The 13417-nt window shown below is 58.8% G+C and carries 16 protein-coding genes; 7 read left to right on the top strand and 9 right to left on the bottom strand.

The window, feature by feature from the left end:
* Positions 1-39 precede the first annotated feature (39 nt).
* Positions 40-789: a 4Fe-4S dicluster domain-containing protein gene (locus AC2FJC_RS10200; RefSeq protein WP_108861155.1), complete on the top strand. Its 750-nt coding sequence runs from the start codon at positions 40-42 to the stop codon at positions 787-789.
* Positions 789-1661, top strand: coding sequence for a dimethyl sulfoxide reductase anchor subunit family protein (locus AC2FJC_RS10195; RefSeq protein ID WP_496739419.1), 873 nt, complete (start codon positions 789-791; stop codon positions 1659-1661). The genes AC2FJC_RS10200 and AC2FJC_RS10195 overlap by 1 nt, the downstream gene beginning before the upstream one ends.
* A gap of 131 nt (positions 1662-1792) precedes the next feature.
* Here AC2FJC_RS10195 and dapA read toward each other — a convergent pair whose 3' ends face one another.
* A complete protein-coding gene (dapA, locus tag AC2FJC_RS10190) occupies positions 1793-2665 on the bottom strand; it encodes a 4-hydroxy-tetrahydrodipicolinate synthase (RefSeq protein WP_496739418.1) in 873 nt (290 codons plus the stop codon).
* Positions 2666-2798: 133 nt separating this feature from the next.
* Here dapA and AC2FJC_RS10185 point away from each other — a divergent pair, with 133 nt between their 5' ends.
* Positions 2799-4763, top strand: coding sequence for a lytic transglycosylase domain-containing protein (locus tag AC2FJC_RS10185; RefSeq protein WP_496739416.1), 1965 nt, complete (start codon positions 2799-2801; stop codon positions 4761-4763).
* On the opposite strand, the gene AC2FJC_RS10180 is transcribed toward AC2FJC_RS10185, so the two are convergent.
* Positions 4737-5606, bottom strand: a complete 870-nt coding sequence (locus AC2FJC_RS10180) for a DMT family transporter (protein ID WP_282120289.1) — start codon at positions 5604-5606, stop codon at positions 4737-4739. The genes AC2FJC_RS10185 and AC2FJC_RS10180 overlap by 27 nt on opposite strands.
* Entirely contained in the window at positions 5606-6268 is a 663-nt protein-coding gene (gene mnmC2 / locus AC2FJC_RS10175) for a tRNA (5-methylaminomethyl-2-thiouridine)(34)-methyltransferase MnmC2 (protein WP_496739415.1), read from the bottom strand. Before mnmC2 ends, AC2FJC_RS10180 begins: the two co-directional genes overlap by 1 nt.
* A gap of 49 nt (positions 6269-6317) precedes the next feature.
* Between mnmC2 and AC2FJC_RS10170 the strand changes: the two genes are divergently transcribed.
* Positions 6318-7358, top strand: coding sequence for an NAD(P)/FAD-dependent oxidoreductase (locus AC2FJC_RS10170; RefSeq protein ID WP_496739414.1), 1041 nt, complete (start codon positions 6318-6320; stop codon positions 7356-7358).
* Here the strand turns inward: AC2FJC_RS10170 and AC2FJC_RS10165 are convergent.
* The 4 genes from AC2FJC_RS10165 to AC2FJC_RS10150 form a co-directional block, all read right to left on the bottom strand.
* On the bottom strand, positions 7350-8150 hold the full coding sequence (locus AC2FJC_RS10165; protein WP_496739413.1) for an HTD2 family dehydratase: 801 nt from the start codon (positions 8148-8150) through the stop codon (positions 7350-7352). The genes AC2FJC_RS10170 and AC2FJC_RS10165 overlap by 9 nt on opposite strands.
* A gap of 49 nt (positions 8151-8199) precedes the next feature.
* Entirely contained in the window at positions 8200-8742 is a 543-nt protein-coding gene (locus tag AC2FJC_RS10160; RefSeq protein ID WP_496739412.1) for an NADPH-dependent FMN reductase, read from the bottom strand.
* A 115-nt stretch (positions 8743-8857) separates the two neighbouring features.
* Entirely contained in the window at positions 8858-9529 is a 672-nt protein-coding gene (locus tag AC2FJC_RS10155; RefSeq protein ID WP_480792048.1) for a YiaD family glycine zipper/OmpA-like lipoprotein, read from the bottom strand.
* 108 nt (positions 9530-9637) lie between these two features.
* Positions 9638-10327 (bottom strand): helix-turn-helix transcriptional regulator, encoded by a 690-nt coding sequence (locus AC2FJC_RS10150; RefSeq protein WP_496739411.1) that lies wholly within the window; start codon positions 10325-10327, stop codon positions 9638-9640.
* Between the two features lie 103 nt (positions 10328-10430).
* Here AC2FJC_RS10150 and AC2FJC_RS10145 point away from each other — a divergent pair, with 103 nt between their 5' ends.
* Positions 10431-10616, top strand: a complete 186-nt coding sequence (locus AC2FJC_RS10145; RefSeq protein ID WP_058272537.1) for a hypothetical protein — start codon at positions 10431-10433, stop codon at positions 10614-10616.
* Positions 10617-10618: 2 nt separating this feature from the next.
* On the opposite strand, the gene AC2FJC_RS10140 is transcribed toward AC2FJC_RS10145, so the two are convergent.
* The gene (locus AC2FJC_RS10140) at positions 10619-11266 is read right to left on the bottom strand and encodes an RluA family pseudouridine synthase (protein ID WP_496739410.1); all 648 of its coding nucleotides are present in this window, start codon (positions 11264-11266) and stop codon (positions 10619-10621) included.
* 97 nt (positions 11267-11363) lie between these two features.
* Between AC2FJC_RS10140 and AC2FJC_RS10135 the strand changes: the two genes are divergently transcribed.
* Both AC2FJC_RS10135 and AC2FJC_RS10130 read left to right on the top strand, forming a co-directional pair.
* Complete coding sequence (locus AC2FJC_RS10135; RefSeq protein WP_496739409.1) at positions 11364-11774, top strand: nuclear transport factor 2 family protein; 411 nt, start codon at positions 11364-11366, stop codon at positions 11772-11774.
* Positions 11775-11776: 2 nt separating this feature from the next.
* Entirely contained in the window at positions 11777-12487 is a 711-nt protein-coding gene (locus tag AC2FJC_RS10130; protein WP_496739408.1) for an SGNH/GDSL hydrolase family protein, read from the top strand.
* Here AC2FJC_RS10130 and rarD read toward each other — a convergent pair.
* Positions 12478-13383 carry an EamA family transporter RarD gene (gene rarD, locus AC2FJC_RS10125; RefSeq protein WP_108861142.1) on the bottom strand — a complete coding sequence of 302 codons (906 nt, stop codon included), beginning with the start codon at positions 13381-13383 and terminating at the stop codon, positions 12478-12480. The genes AC2FJC_RS10130 and rarD overlap by 10 nt on opposite strands.
* Between the last annotated feature and the right edge of the window lie 34 nt (positions 13384-13417).

Genomic DNA, 13417 nt, shown 5'->3' with positions numbered 1-13417 from the left:
CCAGTCCGCCCTCACCACAAAAGCGGAGGCAAGGTAGTCATGACCCAGCTCCCCACATCCACCGACCGCAAGATGGGTCTGGTCATCGACCTGGACACCTGCGTTGGCTGCCACGCCTGCGTCATCTCATGCAAAGGCTGGAACACAGAAAACTACGGCGCGCCGCTATCCGATCAGGACGCTTATGGTGCCAACCCGTCCGGCACTTTCCTGAACCGGGTGCATTCCTATGAGGTGCAACCGGCGGAAGGTCACGCCCAGCTGATCCACTTCCCCAAATCCTGCTTGCACTGCGAGGACGCGCCTTGCGTCACCGTTTGCCCCACAGGGGCGAGCTACAAGCGGGTCGAGGACGGCATCGTTCTGGTCAATGAAAGCGACTGCATCGGCTGTGGCCTGTGCGCGTGGTCCTGCCCCTACGGCGCACGTGAACTGGATCAGGCCGAAGGGGTGATGAAGAAATGCACCCTCTGCGTTGACCGTATCTACAACGAAAACCTGCCGGAAGTAGACCGTGTACCGTCTTGCGTACGCACCTGTCCAGCAGGCGCGCGCCACTTCGGTGATCTGGGCGATGCGGACAGCGATGTCAGCAAACTAGTCGCCGAACGCGGTGGCATGGACCTGATGCCGGAAATGGGCACCAAACCCGTCAACAAATACCTGCCGCCACGGCCCAAGGATAACGTCGAAGATCAGATCGACATCCTGGCCCCGTTGCTGGCCCCGGTCGCTGAAGAACCTAAAGGTTTCCTTAGCTGGCTGGACAAGACCTTGGAGAAGCTCTGATGCATCCAGCACCTTCCGTCATCATTTTCACCACCCTGTCGGGTCTTGGCTTTGGACTGTTGTTCTTTTTGAGCCTCGGTCTGCCAGACGTCTCTGGCTGGGTTGCTTTCGTCTTTTTTGCTATCGCATACGCCCTTGCCGTCGGCGGTCTTATGGCGTCCACCTTTCACCTTGGCCATCCCGAACGGGCCTGGAAGGCATTCACACAATGGAAAACAAGCTGGCTCAGTCGTGAAGGCTGGTGTGCGGTCATTGCCCTTATTGTCATGGGGCTTTATGCGATTGGCGTTATCTTCCTGGGCCAACGCTGGAGCCTTCTTGGCTGGATCGGAGCGCTGTTCTCGCTACTGACCGTATTCACCACGTCGATGATCTACACGCAGCTTAAAACCATTCCCCGCTGGAATATGAACCTGACTCCGGCCATGTTCCTCAGCTTCAGCCTGGCAGGCGGTGCCCTGCTGGCCGGACAGGTCCGAGTGGCGCTGCCGCTGCTGCTGATCGCGGCGCTGGTGCAGATATTGTATTGGAAAAAGGGCGACAAAGCGCTGGAGGAGTCCGGCACAAATCTGGGCACGGCTACCGGATTGGGCGATCGCGGCACCGTGCGTGCATTTGAGCCTCCTCATACCGGCACCAACTATTTGCTGCGTGAATTCGTTCACGTCGTTGGCCGCAAGCATGCCGAAAAGCTGCGCATCATCTCGTTTATGCTAGCCTTTGTCTTGCCGGTTATCCTGCTGCTACTGCCGTTCGGACACTTCTTTGCACTGCTGGCCGTGGCGTCGCACCTTGCCGGCGTTGCCACATCGCGCTGGCTTTTCTTTGCGCAGGCCGAGCATGTCGTTGGACTGTATTACGGAAAACGATAGGGGGCTCTGCCCCCGTCGCGGCAAGCCGCGACGCCCCCGGGATATTTTGGGCCAGATGAAGTCTGGAACCGGAACAAAAAAAAGGCAGCGCTCGAGGTTCGAGGCCGCCTTTTTTCTTTTTTGAATTCGCCTTAGATAAGGCCGGCGTGCTGGAGCGCCGCGTAGATCGCCGATTTGGTGCTGCTTTCCAGCCCGGACAGGGGCGAGCGGACTTCTTCGCTGCACAGACCCAATTTGCTGAGCGCGTATTTGGCACCCACGAGGCCGGGCTCGATAAAGATCGCTTCGTGCAGGGGCATCAGGCGGTCCTGATACTCCAACGCTTTGGCATAGTCGCCGTTCAGCGTCGCCTGCTGGAATTCGGCACACAGTTTGGGTGCGACGTTCGCGGTGACCGAAATACAGCCCACACCGCCATGCGCGTTGAAACCAAGCGCCGTAGCGTCCTCGCCTGACAACTGGCAAAAGTCCGGGCCGCAGGACGCGCGCTGTTGGCTGACGCGGGCCAGATCTCCGGTTGCGTCCTTTACACCGACGATGCGTGGCAGTTTCGCCAACTCACCCATGGTTTCAGGGGTCATGTCGATGATTGACCGACCGGGAATATTGTAGATGATGATCGGAATATCCGCGCAATCATGCAGCGCGCGAAAATGCATCAGCAGACCCTTTTGCGTGGGCTTGTTGTAATAAGGCGTCACGACCAGAGCTGCATCCGCACCCACTTTCTGCGCGAATCGCACAAACCGGATGGCCTCAACAGTGTTGTTTGACCCAGCACCTGCGATCACGGGAACACGGCCAGCTGAAGCCCTTACAACCTCATCCACAACAGTTTCATGTTCTTCGTGGCTCAAGGTGGGGCTTTCGCCGGTGGTGCCAACGGGAACCAGTCCGGTGGAGCCTTCCTGAATCTGCCATTCCACCAAGTGTTTGAGCGTCTTCAGGTCCAACTCGCCGTTGCTAAACGGTGTGACGAGGGCTGGCATAGAGCCTTTGAACATGACACGCTCCTTAGGTGCAGTTTGTAATTTTTACGCCTCGGTTTGCCAGAAATCTGTCTTTCTTGAGTTGAACCCGACGGCGCAAGCTTTATCCTGAATGGCTGTATCCTTGGTTGGTTGGGAAATGCAAGGGATGACACGCTTTCTGGCGTTTTTGACGGTCGTAATTCTGATTTCGGGCACACAAGTGCGGGCCGACGCCGCAGGTGATCTGCGGGCCGGTATGAATGAAATGCGCAAGGGGGACTGGAATGAAGCCCTGCGTGTTTCTGGTGCGCGGGGCTCAGTGTCTCGTGACATCATCGTCTGGCATTGGCTTCGCGAAGGGTTTGGCAGTTCGGGTGACGTTCTGGTGTTTTTGGATCGTCGTCCAGACTGGCCTGGTCTGGCTTGGTTGCGGCGTAAAAGTGAGCCCGCCTTTACTGGCGCCGATCCGGACCGCGTTCTTAGATTCTATGCCGAACAGCCACCGCAAACCGCAGAGGGTGCGTTGAACTATGCAGTCGCATTGAAGGCAAAGGGTCGTCAGGGAGATGCCGAGGCCGATATCGTCGCGGCCTGGCGGACGATGCCAATGGGCTCGGGTCTGCAAAAAGACTATCTAGAGAACTTTGGAAAACTTCTGAAACCCCATCACGCTGCCCGTCTGGATCGGATGCTATGGGACAACCACCTTGTCAGCGCAGGTCAGATGCTGCCGCTGGTCAGCGCTGATCAGCGCAAACTGGCTGAGGCGCGGATCGGCCTTCAGAAACGGCAACCCGGCGTCGACGGCAAGGTGGCGGCAGTTCCGAAATCGCTGGGTGATTCACCGGGCTTGGCTTTTGACAGGTTCGTCTGGCGTGACAAGAAAGAGTTGGACGACAGCGCGATTGACTTGATGCTGGCGCGTTCTTCCGGCCCTGATGCGTTGGGAGAACCTGACAAATGGGCCGAAGGCCGCCGCCGGTTGGCCCGACTTGAGATGCGAAATGGGGACCAGAACCGCGCTTATCAGATTGCTGCCAATCACCACATGACGCCAGAAATGGGTTATGGCTATGCGGATCTGGAGTGGCTTTCCGGGTTTCTGGCCTTGCGGAAGCTGAATGATCCTGCGACCGCGATCCGGCATTTCCAGAACTTCTCGGACGCGGTGAAATCGCCGATCTCGAAAGGACGCGCCGGGTATTGGTTGGGTCGTGCCTATGCGGCCCATGGTGACGCCGAAAAAGCCTATGACGCCTATGCAATGGGTGCAGATTATCAATCCTCTTTCTACGGCTTGCTGGCGGCGGAACAGATCGGGCGTCCTTTCGATAGTGAACTGGCCACCCCCCGCCGGGCGCCACACTGGAAGCAAGCTGAGTTCTCCAATTCAAGTGTGCTGGAGGCAGGGCTACTGCTGCTGAAGGCTGACGAAGACACCCTGTCTGAACGGTTCCTGACCCATCTGGTTGAAGGGTTGGACCCGGTTCAGGCCAATCAGTTGGGCGATTTGGTGATCGAGTTGAAGCAGCCGCATCTGGCCGTGATGATCGCCAAACGCGCTGCAACAGTCGGCCTGGTTTTGCCAGCCGCCTATTACCCGGTGCATCCGGTGGCCGACATGGGTTTGCCCATGGCCAAGGAAATGACGCTGGCCATTGCCCGCCGGGAAAGCGAGTTTGACCCCGTTGTGATCAGTGGAGCCGGCGCGCGCGGACTGATGCAGGTCATGCCGGCCACGGCAAAGCTTGTTGCCAAGGAATTGGGCATTCTAAGCGGCCACAAGACGATCAAGCTGACTTCGGACTGGCAATACAACGCCAAGCTGGGTGCCAATTACCTGTCCGGTCTGGCCGCTGATTTCAACGGAAACGTTGTGATGATGGCTGCAGGATACAACGCAGGTCCACGTCGGCCGATGTCGTGGATGGATCGCTATGGCGACCCGCGCGCAGGTGAGATCGACGTGGTCGACTGGATTGAGACGATCCCGTTCAGCGAGACCCGCAACTACGTGATGCGTGTGTCGGAAAGCCTGCCGGTCTATCGCGCCCGGCTTGGCCAACCTGCCTTGCCGATCCCGTTCTCGCAGGAATTGGTCGGGTCAACGCTGGCGTCTTTCGCGCCATAGGGTGAACAGCCCGGCGGCGACAACCAGCGCTGCGCCTATGACCACTTCGGGGCGCAGCGTTTCACCAAAGACCGAGATTCCCAGGATCGCGCTCCAGACCAGGTGGAAATAGGCGAAGGGCTGCACCGCGCTGGCCTCGGCCATCTCATAGCATTTGATCAGCAACCAATGCCCCAGAACGCCGCTCACGCATAGCAGCGCCATCCAGGCCCAGTCCGTCTGGGCCATCGGCTCCCAGAACCACATTCCCACGAGCGTCATGGCGACGGCACCGCTGACGCCTGTCCAGAAAAAGCTGGTGGCGGAATTGTCCCGGCGGGATACGTAACGGGTCAGCAAACCATAGACTGCAAACATGAAAGCCGAGATCAGCGGTACAATGGCCCAAGGGTTAAAGACCCCTACACCGGGCTGCAGGATGATCAGAACACCGATGCACCCAACGCCGATTGCGGCCCAGCGTCGCCAGCCGACCTGTTCGCCCAATACCGGCCCGCTGAGAGCGGCGATCAACAACGGGTAGCAGATGAATACGGCCATCGCGTCAATCAGGCCCAGAACAGTGAAACTGAACACAGCGACGCAGATCTCGGCCGCCAACAGCAGGCCACGAAATATTTGCAGCTTAAGTTGGCTTGTCTGGGTGGTGGCTTTCAATCCGCCGGGCGCACGTGCGGCCAAAGCGATGACAAAGGCCGCAAAGAACCAATACCGGATCATCACTACCATGTAGGTGTTGTAGGTTCCTGCCAGATGGCGCGAGATACCGTCCTGCAGTGCAAAGACGATGGTCGCCCCGATCATCAACGCAATCCCGGCGCGCGTATTGTTCTGTTGCGTCATTATTTGACAGCGCGGGTCATGTGGCGCTTGCGGCCATAACCGGGTGCGCGTGTAACTATGAAACCGGCATCCTCAAGCCCCCGTCGCACGAACCCGGCGGCGGTATACGTCGCCGCCGTTCCGCCAGTGGCCGTGTGGTCGGCGACTTGCTGCATCAGGTCTGCACCCCATAATTCGGGGTTTTTAGCCGGAGAGAACCCATCCAAGAACCACGCATCGGCGGCACCTTCCCATTCTTGCAGGGTTTGACGTGCATCGCCTTCAACAACCTCAAGCCGCAGGGTGCCCAAATCACATGTGCCTCCCTCCCATTGCGCAAGGAACCGGTCAGACCAAGGCGCAAGTTCAGGAAAGGCTGCCAGCGCTCGGGACATGTCCACGGGTGCCATCGGATAGGCCTCAAAACTGGTAAAGGACAGGGGCGTCGTCTGGCCGGAATTCTCCCACTCTGACCAGACAGTCAGCATGTTCAAGCCGGTGCCAAAGCCCAATTCAGCAATGTGGAAACCAGATGCGAACCGCGCAGGCAACTCATTACCCGCCAGAAACACATGCCGCGTCTCTTCCAGCCCGTTCTGCAACGAATAATACGGGTCGTCGAAACGATCCGAGACGGGGATCTGATCCTCAGTCCATGTCAGTTCGGTGCGCTGGTCTGCCATCGGGGAATCCTGTAGCTAAGCGGCGCGACACTGAACAAGGTAAAGGGGAATGGCAATGGTCGATGTGACGGTGCGCGGTGCAGGGATTTTCGGCCTGTCTATCGCCTGGACCTGCGCGCGGCGTGGCGCAAAGGTGCAGATCGTCGACCCCTTTGGTCCCGGAGCCGGATCCAGCGGTGGCCTGGTTGGTGCACTGGCGCCGCATGTGCCTGAAAACTGGAATGCCAAGAAGGCGTTTCAGTTCGACAGCCTGATCATGGCCGAACCATTCTGGAAACAGGTCGAGGCCACAGGCGGCGTCTCACCCGGATATGCGCGGCTGGGACGGTTGCAACCTATCATCGACACCCGAACGCTGGAACTTGCCCATGCCCGCGCCATCACAGCAGCGGAACTGTGGCAAGCCCGGGCCGAATGGCGCGTTGTTGAAACAGCCGCGATCGGTGCATGGTGCCCACCCAGCCCCACGGGTTTTGTCATCCATGATACACTCAGCGCACGCATGCATCCCCGCCGGGCCTGTGCTGCATTGGTTGCCGCACTGGCGGTGATGGGGGTCGAGGTCGTGGCAGACGCACCGGACCGCGGGCAGGTTGTCCATGCCACCGGCCTTGCCGGACTGCAGGAACTGAGCGAGGCTTTTGGCAAAACCGTTGGCAACGGCGTTAAGGGACAGGCGGCTCTGTTGCGGTTCGATGCGGGTAAGGTTCCACAGCTGTTTGCGGACGCGATCCACTTCATACCGCATGCGGACGGGACATTGGCGATTGGATCGACCTCGGAGCGTGAATATAACGACCCGACCAGCACAGATGCAGCCCTGGACGACGTTTTGGACCGGGCGATGCAGGCCGTTCCCGTCCTGCATGGCGCAGAGGTCATCGAACGATGGGCAGGTGTACGGCCCCGAAGCAAAAGCCGCGCACCAATGCTAGGCGCGCACCCGCTGCACGAAGGGCAGTTCATCGCCAATGGTGGCTTCAAGATCGGTTTCGGTATGGCCCCGAAAGTGGCCGAGGTCATGGCGAGTCTTATTCTTGAAAATCAGGATACAATCCCGAGCGATTTTCGGCCCGAGGCTTCACTCTGATCGCGGAACAGCTTCGGCGGACATGCATTGACGCCCATCTGGCCTGCGCACCCACATCGCATTCCCGTTCCGGCACAGTGTTGCCGTCTCAAAGTGCATTACCGGCGACGAAGCGCGAAACGAAAACTCGGCCAAAGGACCCATTAGTTCTTCGGCAAATAGCATCAAGAGTTGTGCCAGCAGTGGGCCGTGAACAACCAAACCGTCATACCCCTCGACATCACGTGCGTAATCCAGATCATAGTGGATACGATGCCCATTGAAGGTCAGCGCCGAGTATCGAAACAGCAATGTGCTGTCGAAGGTGACGTCTCGCCTGTCGGTTTCATCGGTACGGGCCATAGGTGGCTTGGGCTTGATGTCGGTACTCGAAGGGTCAGGTCGATAGACCAGATCCTGCCATTCGCTCAGACACAATTTACCATCCTGCGAAATCTCGTGTCGCAGTGTAACAAACCCTAGCGGTCCCGTCCGTCCGTTTTTTGCCGCCTCACTTTCAAGAACAGACCGGCGCACGGCTTTTGAGCCCGCGACCAGCGGCGCGTGAAACTGCAACCGTCCCCCGGCCCACATCCGACGTTGCAAGCCCATATCGGGAATCAGACCGTCCCCAACCTTTGGATGCCCGTCCCGCCCCAAATTGGCAGGCGGCTGAGGCGACCAAAAATACAGCTGGTGAAAGAACAGCGGCAGTTGATCGCCTGCTGCGACCCTGTCGTTGGATCCAAGCGCTACCAATAGCGCAGAGGCGCGGGCCGGGTCCATCACATCGGTTTGTATTTCCTCAGTCATGTCGGCAGATTATGTAGACGGACCTGCCCCGGCAAGCAGCCTCTCGATCTTAGAACCCAGCCTCAGCACGCAGTTTCTGCATGAGTGTCCGCAGAGAACTTTCGTAACGGTCGCTCAGCAATTTGCCGTGCTCGTCAAACTCGTTCGAACTGCTGGCGAGATGAATCTCTGGCCCCTGCAGGATGCGCGGTTGGAAGGGAACCATATAGCCGCGCAGAACCATCTGCGCCCGCTCGCCACCCGCACGCCCTGCGGCGGCGGACATCACGGCAACCGGCTTGTCGGCCCAGGGGCGGCCATCGGTCCGGCTGACCCAGTCCAAAGCGTTTTTCAGAACACCCGACGGGCCTTTGTTGTATTCCGGGGTCGAAATGATCACGGCATGGGCTTGGGCGATCTGATCGGAAAGGGTTTGTACGGCTTCGGGGATGCCCTCGCCATGTTCAAGATCACCATCATAAAGCGGCAGGTTCAGATCAGCTTCGATATGCGTTCCCGGCTCGAACAACCGGGCCGCTTCGCGCAGCAATTTGCGGTTGGTGGCACTTTGGCGCAAAGAGCCGGACAGGCTCAGAAGGATGGGGTCAGACATTGGGAAACTCCGGTTCGGGTGTTTCCCAATAGCTAGCGTAACTTTCGCGCGCACCAAAGACCGGATGACGCGCAGTCAATGTGCGGAAAATGGGCACCCGAAAGTGCCCATGTCGTTAAGTGTTTCCGTTAGGGATGATCTCGATATCAACCCGGCGGTTCTGCGCCTTCCCTTCGGGCGTCAGGTTCGACGCAATGGGGCGGTTTTCGCCCTGACCGATAGTTGAGATACGTGCACCGCTTACGCCGTTTGCCTGAAGAATATCCGCGACAGACCGCGCACGGCGTTCGGACAGGCCCTGATTATACGCAGCATCGCCGTCACTGTCGGTATTGCCGATGATCTGCACGTTCGAGTTGGGGTAGTTCACCAAATTCTGCCCCACCCGGACCAGATCGGCCCTTAATGCCGGACGCACGGTCGAGCTGTCAGTGTCGAAGGTGATATCATTCGGTACGGTCACAATAAGCCGGTCGCCCGCGTTGGTAACGATGATACCTTGGTTGGCAAGTTGCTGACGCAGTTCCGCTGCTTGTTTATCCAGTTGGTTGCCTATCAGGCCGCCTCCTGCTGCACCGATTGCTCCGCCGGCCACGGCACCCAAAAGTGGATCAGATCCATTGGCAATAGCGCCAACACCCGCACCAATCAGACCGCCAAGGATTGCACCCTGCTTGGTGTTCTGGTTCGGGTCTGACGGCAAGTTCAGCGTACCGGGGTCCGTACAGGCCCCCAAAAACAGGGCCGAAAACAGCCCAGCGGCAAGAACACTCTTGGAAATCGTCATGAAATCACCTTCTGCTCTGGGGCCCGTTCACCGGGCCCACTTTGTTTGGCGCAGTATATCGCGTTACCTCAACATAGGCTCAAGCAACAATCGGGTGAAGTCGGCAATTTACCGCCGCTCAGCGGGATCCCACTGGTTCTGATCTTGCCAGATTGCACGCAGGGGCTCCCCTTGCCCGCAGAAATGATCATCCGTCAGTTCGCAGGCCCAAATGCGATCCGTGCGAAAATGGCGAAAGCCATTCCTCAGCTCGCACCACGCCACCAGCATCGTGCATTCGATGTGGTAGATCAGGGCCACGGGCCTGACAACCCGCTCGGTTCGCTCGCCCTCGGCATTCACGTAGGTAATACCGATCTTGCGTTCGGCACGGATGGCCTCGCGATAGTTCACAACGGGCACGCAACCCTTGGCAGGATCGTCCATCGGAGCGCCCCAAGGGGCGACCTGCAGCCAATCGGCAGGCGCACGCAGCGCATCGATCTTGCGGCACACCCGGTCAGCAGCCTGTTGCAGAGTACTGTCCCCCGTGCGCGCCAGCATAGACAGGCCAACCCACAACGCCTCGACCTCTTCCGCGTCGAAGTTCAACGGCGGCAGATCGTACCCGCGGCGCATCAGGTATCCCACGCCTGCTTCACCCTCGATCGGGGTGCGCTGTGCCTGCAAAGCGGCGATATCGCGATAGACGGTACGCGCTGACACTTCGAGCTTTTCTGCCAGTGCCTCGGCCGTTACCGGCGCCTCGGCAGATCGCAAAATCTGGATAATTTCAAACAAACGGGTCGAGCGGCGCATTGGGTTCTCCGGGCGGTCTGCTGACACTCTAGCACACCCCCCTGACAACATGGTGTCAGGAGTGATCGGCGATCTTTGGAAAACAAACCAAAGGAGGTCGACCATGCCATACCTCGACAATCACGTAATGATGACATTGAAACTGGACCGCTGGGCACAGGATCACACCTTGCGCGCGTTCGAGATCGAACGCGAAATCATGGCAGCCCGTCAGCCCTGTGCTCCGCGCAAACGGACCAAGCGGTTCTCGCTGGGCAACCTCAAGATGCTGTGGACAAGCACAGCCTGAGATCAGAAGTCAGCCGGGGCGCGGAATTTCATCGAAACTCCGCCCTCGGGGTTTTTCAGGCGCAATTCCTCAGAGTGCAGCATCAGACGCGGGAAATCGCGCGCAGGTCCGTCGGCGTAGAATGGATCGCCCAGAATGGGATGACCCAATGCTTGCATATGAACGCGCAACTGATGCGATCTGCCCGTTTTAGGAAACAACCGGACGCGCGTCGTCTCGCCCTCGTACTTTACAAATCGCCAGTCAGTGACAGCAGGCTTGCCAGTCTCATGACAGACCATCTGAAGCGGTCGGTTTGGCCAATCTACAATCAACGGTAGATCAACGGTTCCGGTCTTTTGCTCGATCCGACCCCAAACGCGCGCAACATAAGTTTTTCGGGTCTGGCGTTTCTCGAATTGCATGCTCAGATGCCGCTGTGCGTGCGGTGACTGGGCAAACACCATGACACCCGACGTATCCCGATCCAACCGATGCACCAGCAAAGCCTGCGGAAACACCGCCTGTACGCGGGTCAGCAGGCAATCGGCCAGATGCACACCGCGCCCCGGAACGGACAACAACCCCGAGGGTTTGTTCACCACGATCAGCTGTGCATCCTCATGCAGCACATCCAACGGCGTATTCGGGGGATCATAGGTCTCGCTCATGCGCGCCTGCCTATCGCACGGCGTAGGTTCCCGCAACGTCGGGCTTGCCTGAACGGATCGGTTCAGCAACTCTCAGACCCAAAGCAGAGGAGAGCCCATGCACCCCACAATCGCGCGCATGCAAGACGTTGTCGCCAAGGGCGATGAAACCCTGATCCACGAATTGCTGGCCGAAGACGTACGGTTTTCCCCGCCAACTTACTACAGCACCTGGACCGGACGCGAACCGGTGGCGGCTGTTCTGGGTCACGTGGGACAGGTGTTTTCCGACTTCCGCTATCGCCGGATTATGGGTGAAGGCAAAGATTGGGCGTTGGAATTTCAATGCAAGGTCGGGGATCTGGACGCGGTCGGCGTCGATCTGATCACGTTGAACGATGAGGGTCTGATACAGAAATTCGAGGTCGTCATGCGCCCTTACAAGACCATTGGTGCCCTGCGCGAGGCGATGATGGCTCGGGTTATGACGGACGCCCGCTTCCTCGAATACAAAAACGCGCTCAGCTAACCATGACTGCCCCGATTGCCGCAGATCAGATATTGCGTGTCCCACTGTTGCCGGTTCTGGCAGCACAGGCGATTTCCGTGCGTCGTAACGCTCAGCTGCTGCCCGAACCGTCTGGCCCGCGGCAAGGGCGAGAAGGGCGCGGCCCCCGTTTGCGGCTGCTCATCGCTGGTGACAGCTCGGCCGCCGGTGTGGGGGCTGGGCGACAGCAACAGGCACTATCGGGGTTTCTCGTGGCGCGGTTGGCCTGCCATTACAGCGTGGAGTGGCGACTGGAGGCGACGACGGGTCACACAACACAGGATACGCTGGAACGATTGAACCGCCTTGAAGGCAGCTATGACGCCGCCGTGACAGCCTTGGGTGTAAACGACGTCACGCGTGGAGTATCCCGGCAAAAGTTCACGGCTTTGCAGACCCAACTTCTGGATCATCTGACGAGCAACCTGGGTGTTCGACGTGTCGTGGTTACTGCCGTGCCACAAATGAACCGTTTTCCGGCTCTGCCCCAGCCGCTGGCCTGGGCACTGGGGCGACAGGCGGCCCGGCTGGATCGGGGATTGCAAAAGGCCGCTGCGACATTCCCGCAAGCCCGGCACCTGTCATTGGAGTTTCCGGATGACCCGGCACTGGCTGCTCCGGACGGATATCACCCAAGCCCCAAAGCCTATCGCTTGTGGGCGGAGGCCGCGGCCGACTTATTGCATCAGCGCTGACCCCGCATCTGACGGATCATCGGGATCGTATAGACCACCAAAGCCGCCCAGATCAGCGGGAAGGCGATCATACGGCCCCGATCGATCTGTTCCCCAAACACGGTAATCGCAGTGATAAAGATCATCGTCGGCGCGATGTACTGCAGGATTCCCATTGTGGACAACCGCACCAATTTGGCCCCGTTGGCATAGACCAGCAGCGGAACAGCGGTGACAATGCCGGCACAGGCCAGCAGCATGGTGTCCCCAGCGGCAGCGCCAAAGTGGCCGGTTCCTTTTGCCCCCAACCAGGTGATGTAGACTAAGGCTGGGATCAGCAGGATCAGAACCTCTAGCAGAAAGCCCTGATTGGGGCCGATGGGCAGCGAGCGTTTGAAGAAAGCATAAAACCCCCAACTGACCGTCAGGGCCAGCGCGGCCCACGGCAGCCGACCCGCTTCGACGATCAATACCAGCACGCCCAAAGCAGCTAACCCCACCGCCGCCAATTGCGTACGATTCAATGGCTCACGTAACAGGATTGCCCCTAGTGCAATGCTGAACAGCGGGTTGATGTAATAGCCCAACGCTGCGTCCAATGCGTTACCGCTGGCAATCGCCCAGACGTAAATGGCCCAATTCACCGAGATCAAAGCCGCAGTCAGACAGGCCATGCCCAGCATTTTCGGGTTTTGTAAGGCAGCCTTCAAATCCCCGGTTCGCCCTAGCGCCACCAGCAACAGCCCGGCCACAGGCACCGACCATACAATCCGATGCGCCACGATCTCGACCGGCCCGATATGCGCCAGAGCTTTCATGTAAAGCGGCAGGAAACCCCATAGAACGTAGGCGGTCACCGCCAGAGCCAATCCTTTTGGCGTGTCCTCATTCTGGGGTGATGTTGCGACGTCCGCCATCATGGAGCTCCGGGTGATACCGTTTGTCTATACG

Source organism: Ruegeria sp. CDSB117, from assembly GCF_059611005.1.
This window is presented reverse-complemented; position numbering and strand designations above follow the sequence as displayed.

Excerpts from the sequence above, each read along its gene's own strand:
- AC2FJC_RS10170 (WP_496739414.1), top strand. The coding sequence starts at position 6,318 with ATGGCAATGGTCGATGTGACGGTGCGCGGTGCAGGGATTTTCGGCCTG.
- AC2FJC_RS10150 (WP_496739411.1), bottom strand. The coding sequence starts at position 10,327 with ATGCGCCGCTCGACCCGTTTGTTTGAAATTATCCAGATTTTGCGATCT.
- AC2FJC_RS10160 (WP_496739412.1), bottom strand. The coding sequence starts at position 8,742 with ATGTCTGACCCCATCCTTCTGAGCCTGTCCGGCTCTTTGCGCCAAAGT.
- AC2FJC_RS10165 (WP_496739413.1), bottom strand. The coding sequence starts at position 8,150 with ATGACTGAGGAAATACAAACCGATGTGATGGACCCGGCCCGCGCCTCT.
- mnmC2 (WP_496739415.1), bottom strand. The coding sequence starts at position 6,268 with ATGGCAGACCAGCGCACCGAACTGACATGGACTGAGGATCAGATCCCC.
- AC2FJC_RS10200 (WP_108861155.1), top strand. The coding sequence starts at position 40 with ATGACCCAGCTCCCCACATCCACCGACCGCAAGATGGGTCTGGTCATC.
- AC2FJC_RS10140 (WP_496739410.1), bottom strand. The coding sequence starts at position 11,266 with ATGAGCGAGACCTATGATCCCCCGAATACGCCGTTGGATGTGCTGCAT.
- AC2FJC_RS10130 (WP_496739408.1), top strand. The coding sequence starts at position 11,777 with ATGACTGCCCCGATTGCCGCAGATCAGATATTGCGTGTCCCACTGTTG.
- AC2FJC_RS10155 (WP_480792048.1), bottom strand. The coding sequence starts at position 9,529 with ATGACGATTTCCAAGAGTGTTCTTGCCGCTGGGCTGTTTTCGGCCCTG.
- AC2FJC_RS10145 (WP_058272537.1), top strand. The coding sequence starts at position 10,431 with ATGCCATACCTCGACAATCACGTAATGATGACATTGAAACTGGACCGC.
- rarD (WP_108861142.1), bottom strand. The coding sequence starts at position 13,383 with ATGGCGGACGTCGCAACATCACCCCAGAATGAGGACACGCCAAAAGGA.
- AC2FJC_RS10180 (WP_282120289.1), bottom strand. The coding sequence starts at position 5,606 with ATGACGCAACAGAACAATACGCGCGCCGGGATTGCGTTGATGATCGGG.
- AC2FJC_RS10195 (WP_496739419.1), top strand. The coding sequence starts at position 789 with ATGCATCCAGCACCTTCCGTCATCATTTTCACCACCCTGTCGGGTCTT.
- AC2FJC_RS10185 (WP_496739416.1), top strand. The coding sequence starts at position 2,799 with ATGACACGCTTTCTGGCGTTTTTGACGGTCGTAATTCTGATTTCGGGC.
- dapA (WP_496739418.1), bottom strand. The coding sequence starts at position 2,665 with ATGTTCAAAGGCTCTATGCCAGCCCTCGTCACACCGTTTAGCAACGGC.
- AC2FJC_RS10135 (WP_496739409.1), top strand. The coding sequence starts at position 11,364 with ATGCACCCCACAATCGCGCGCATGCAAGACGTTGTCGCCAAGGGCGAT.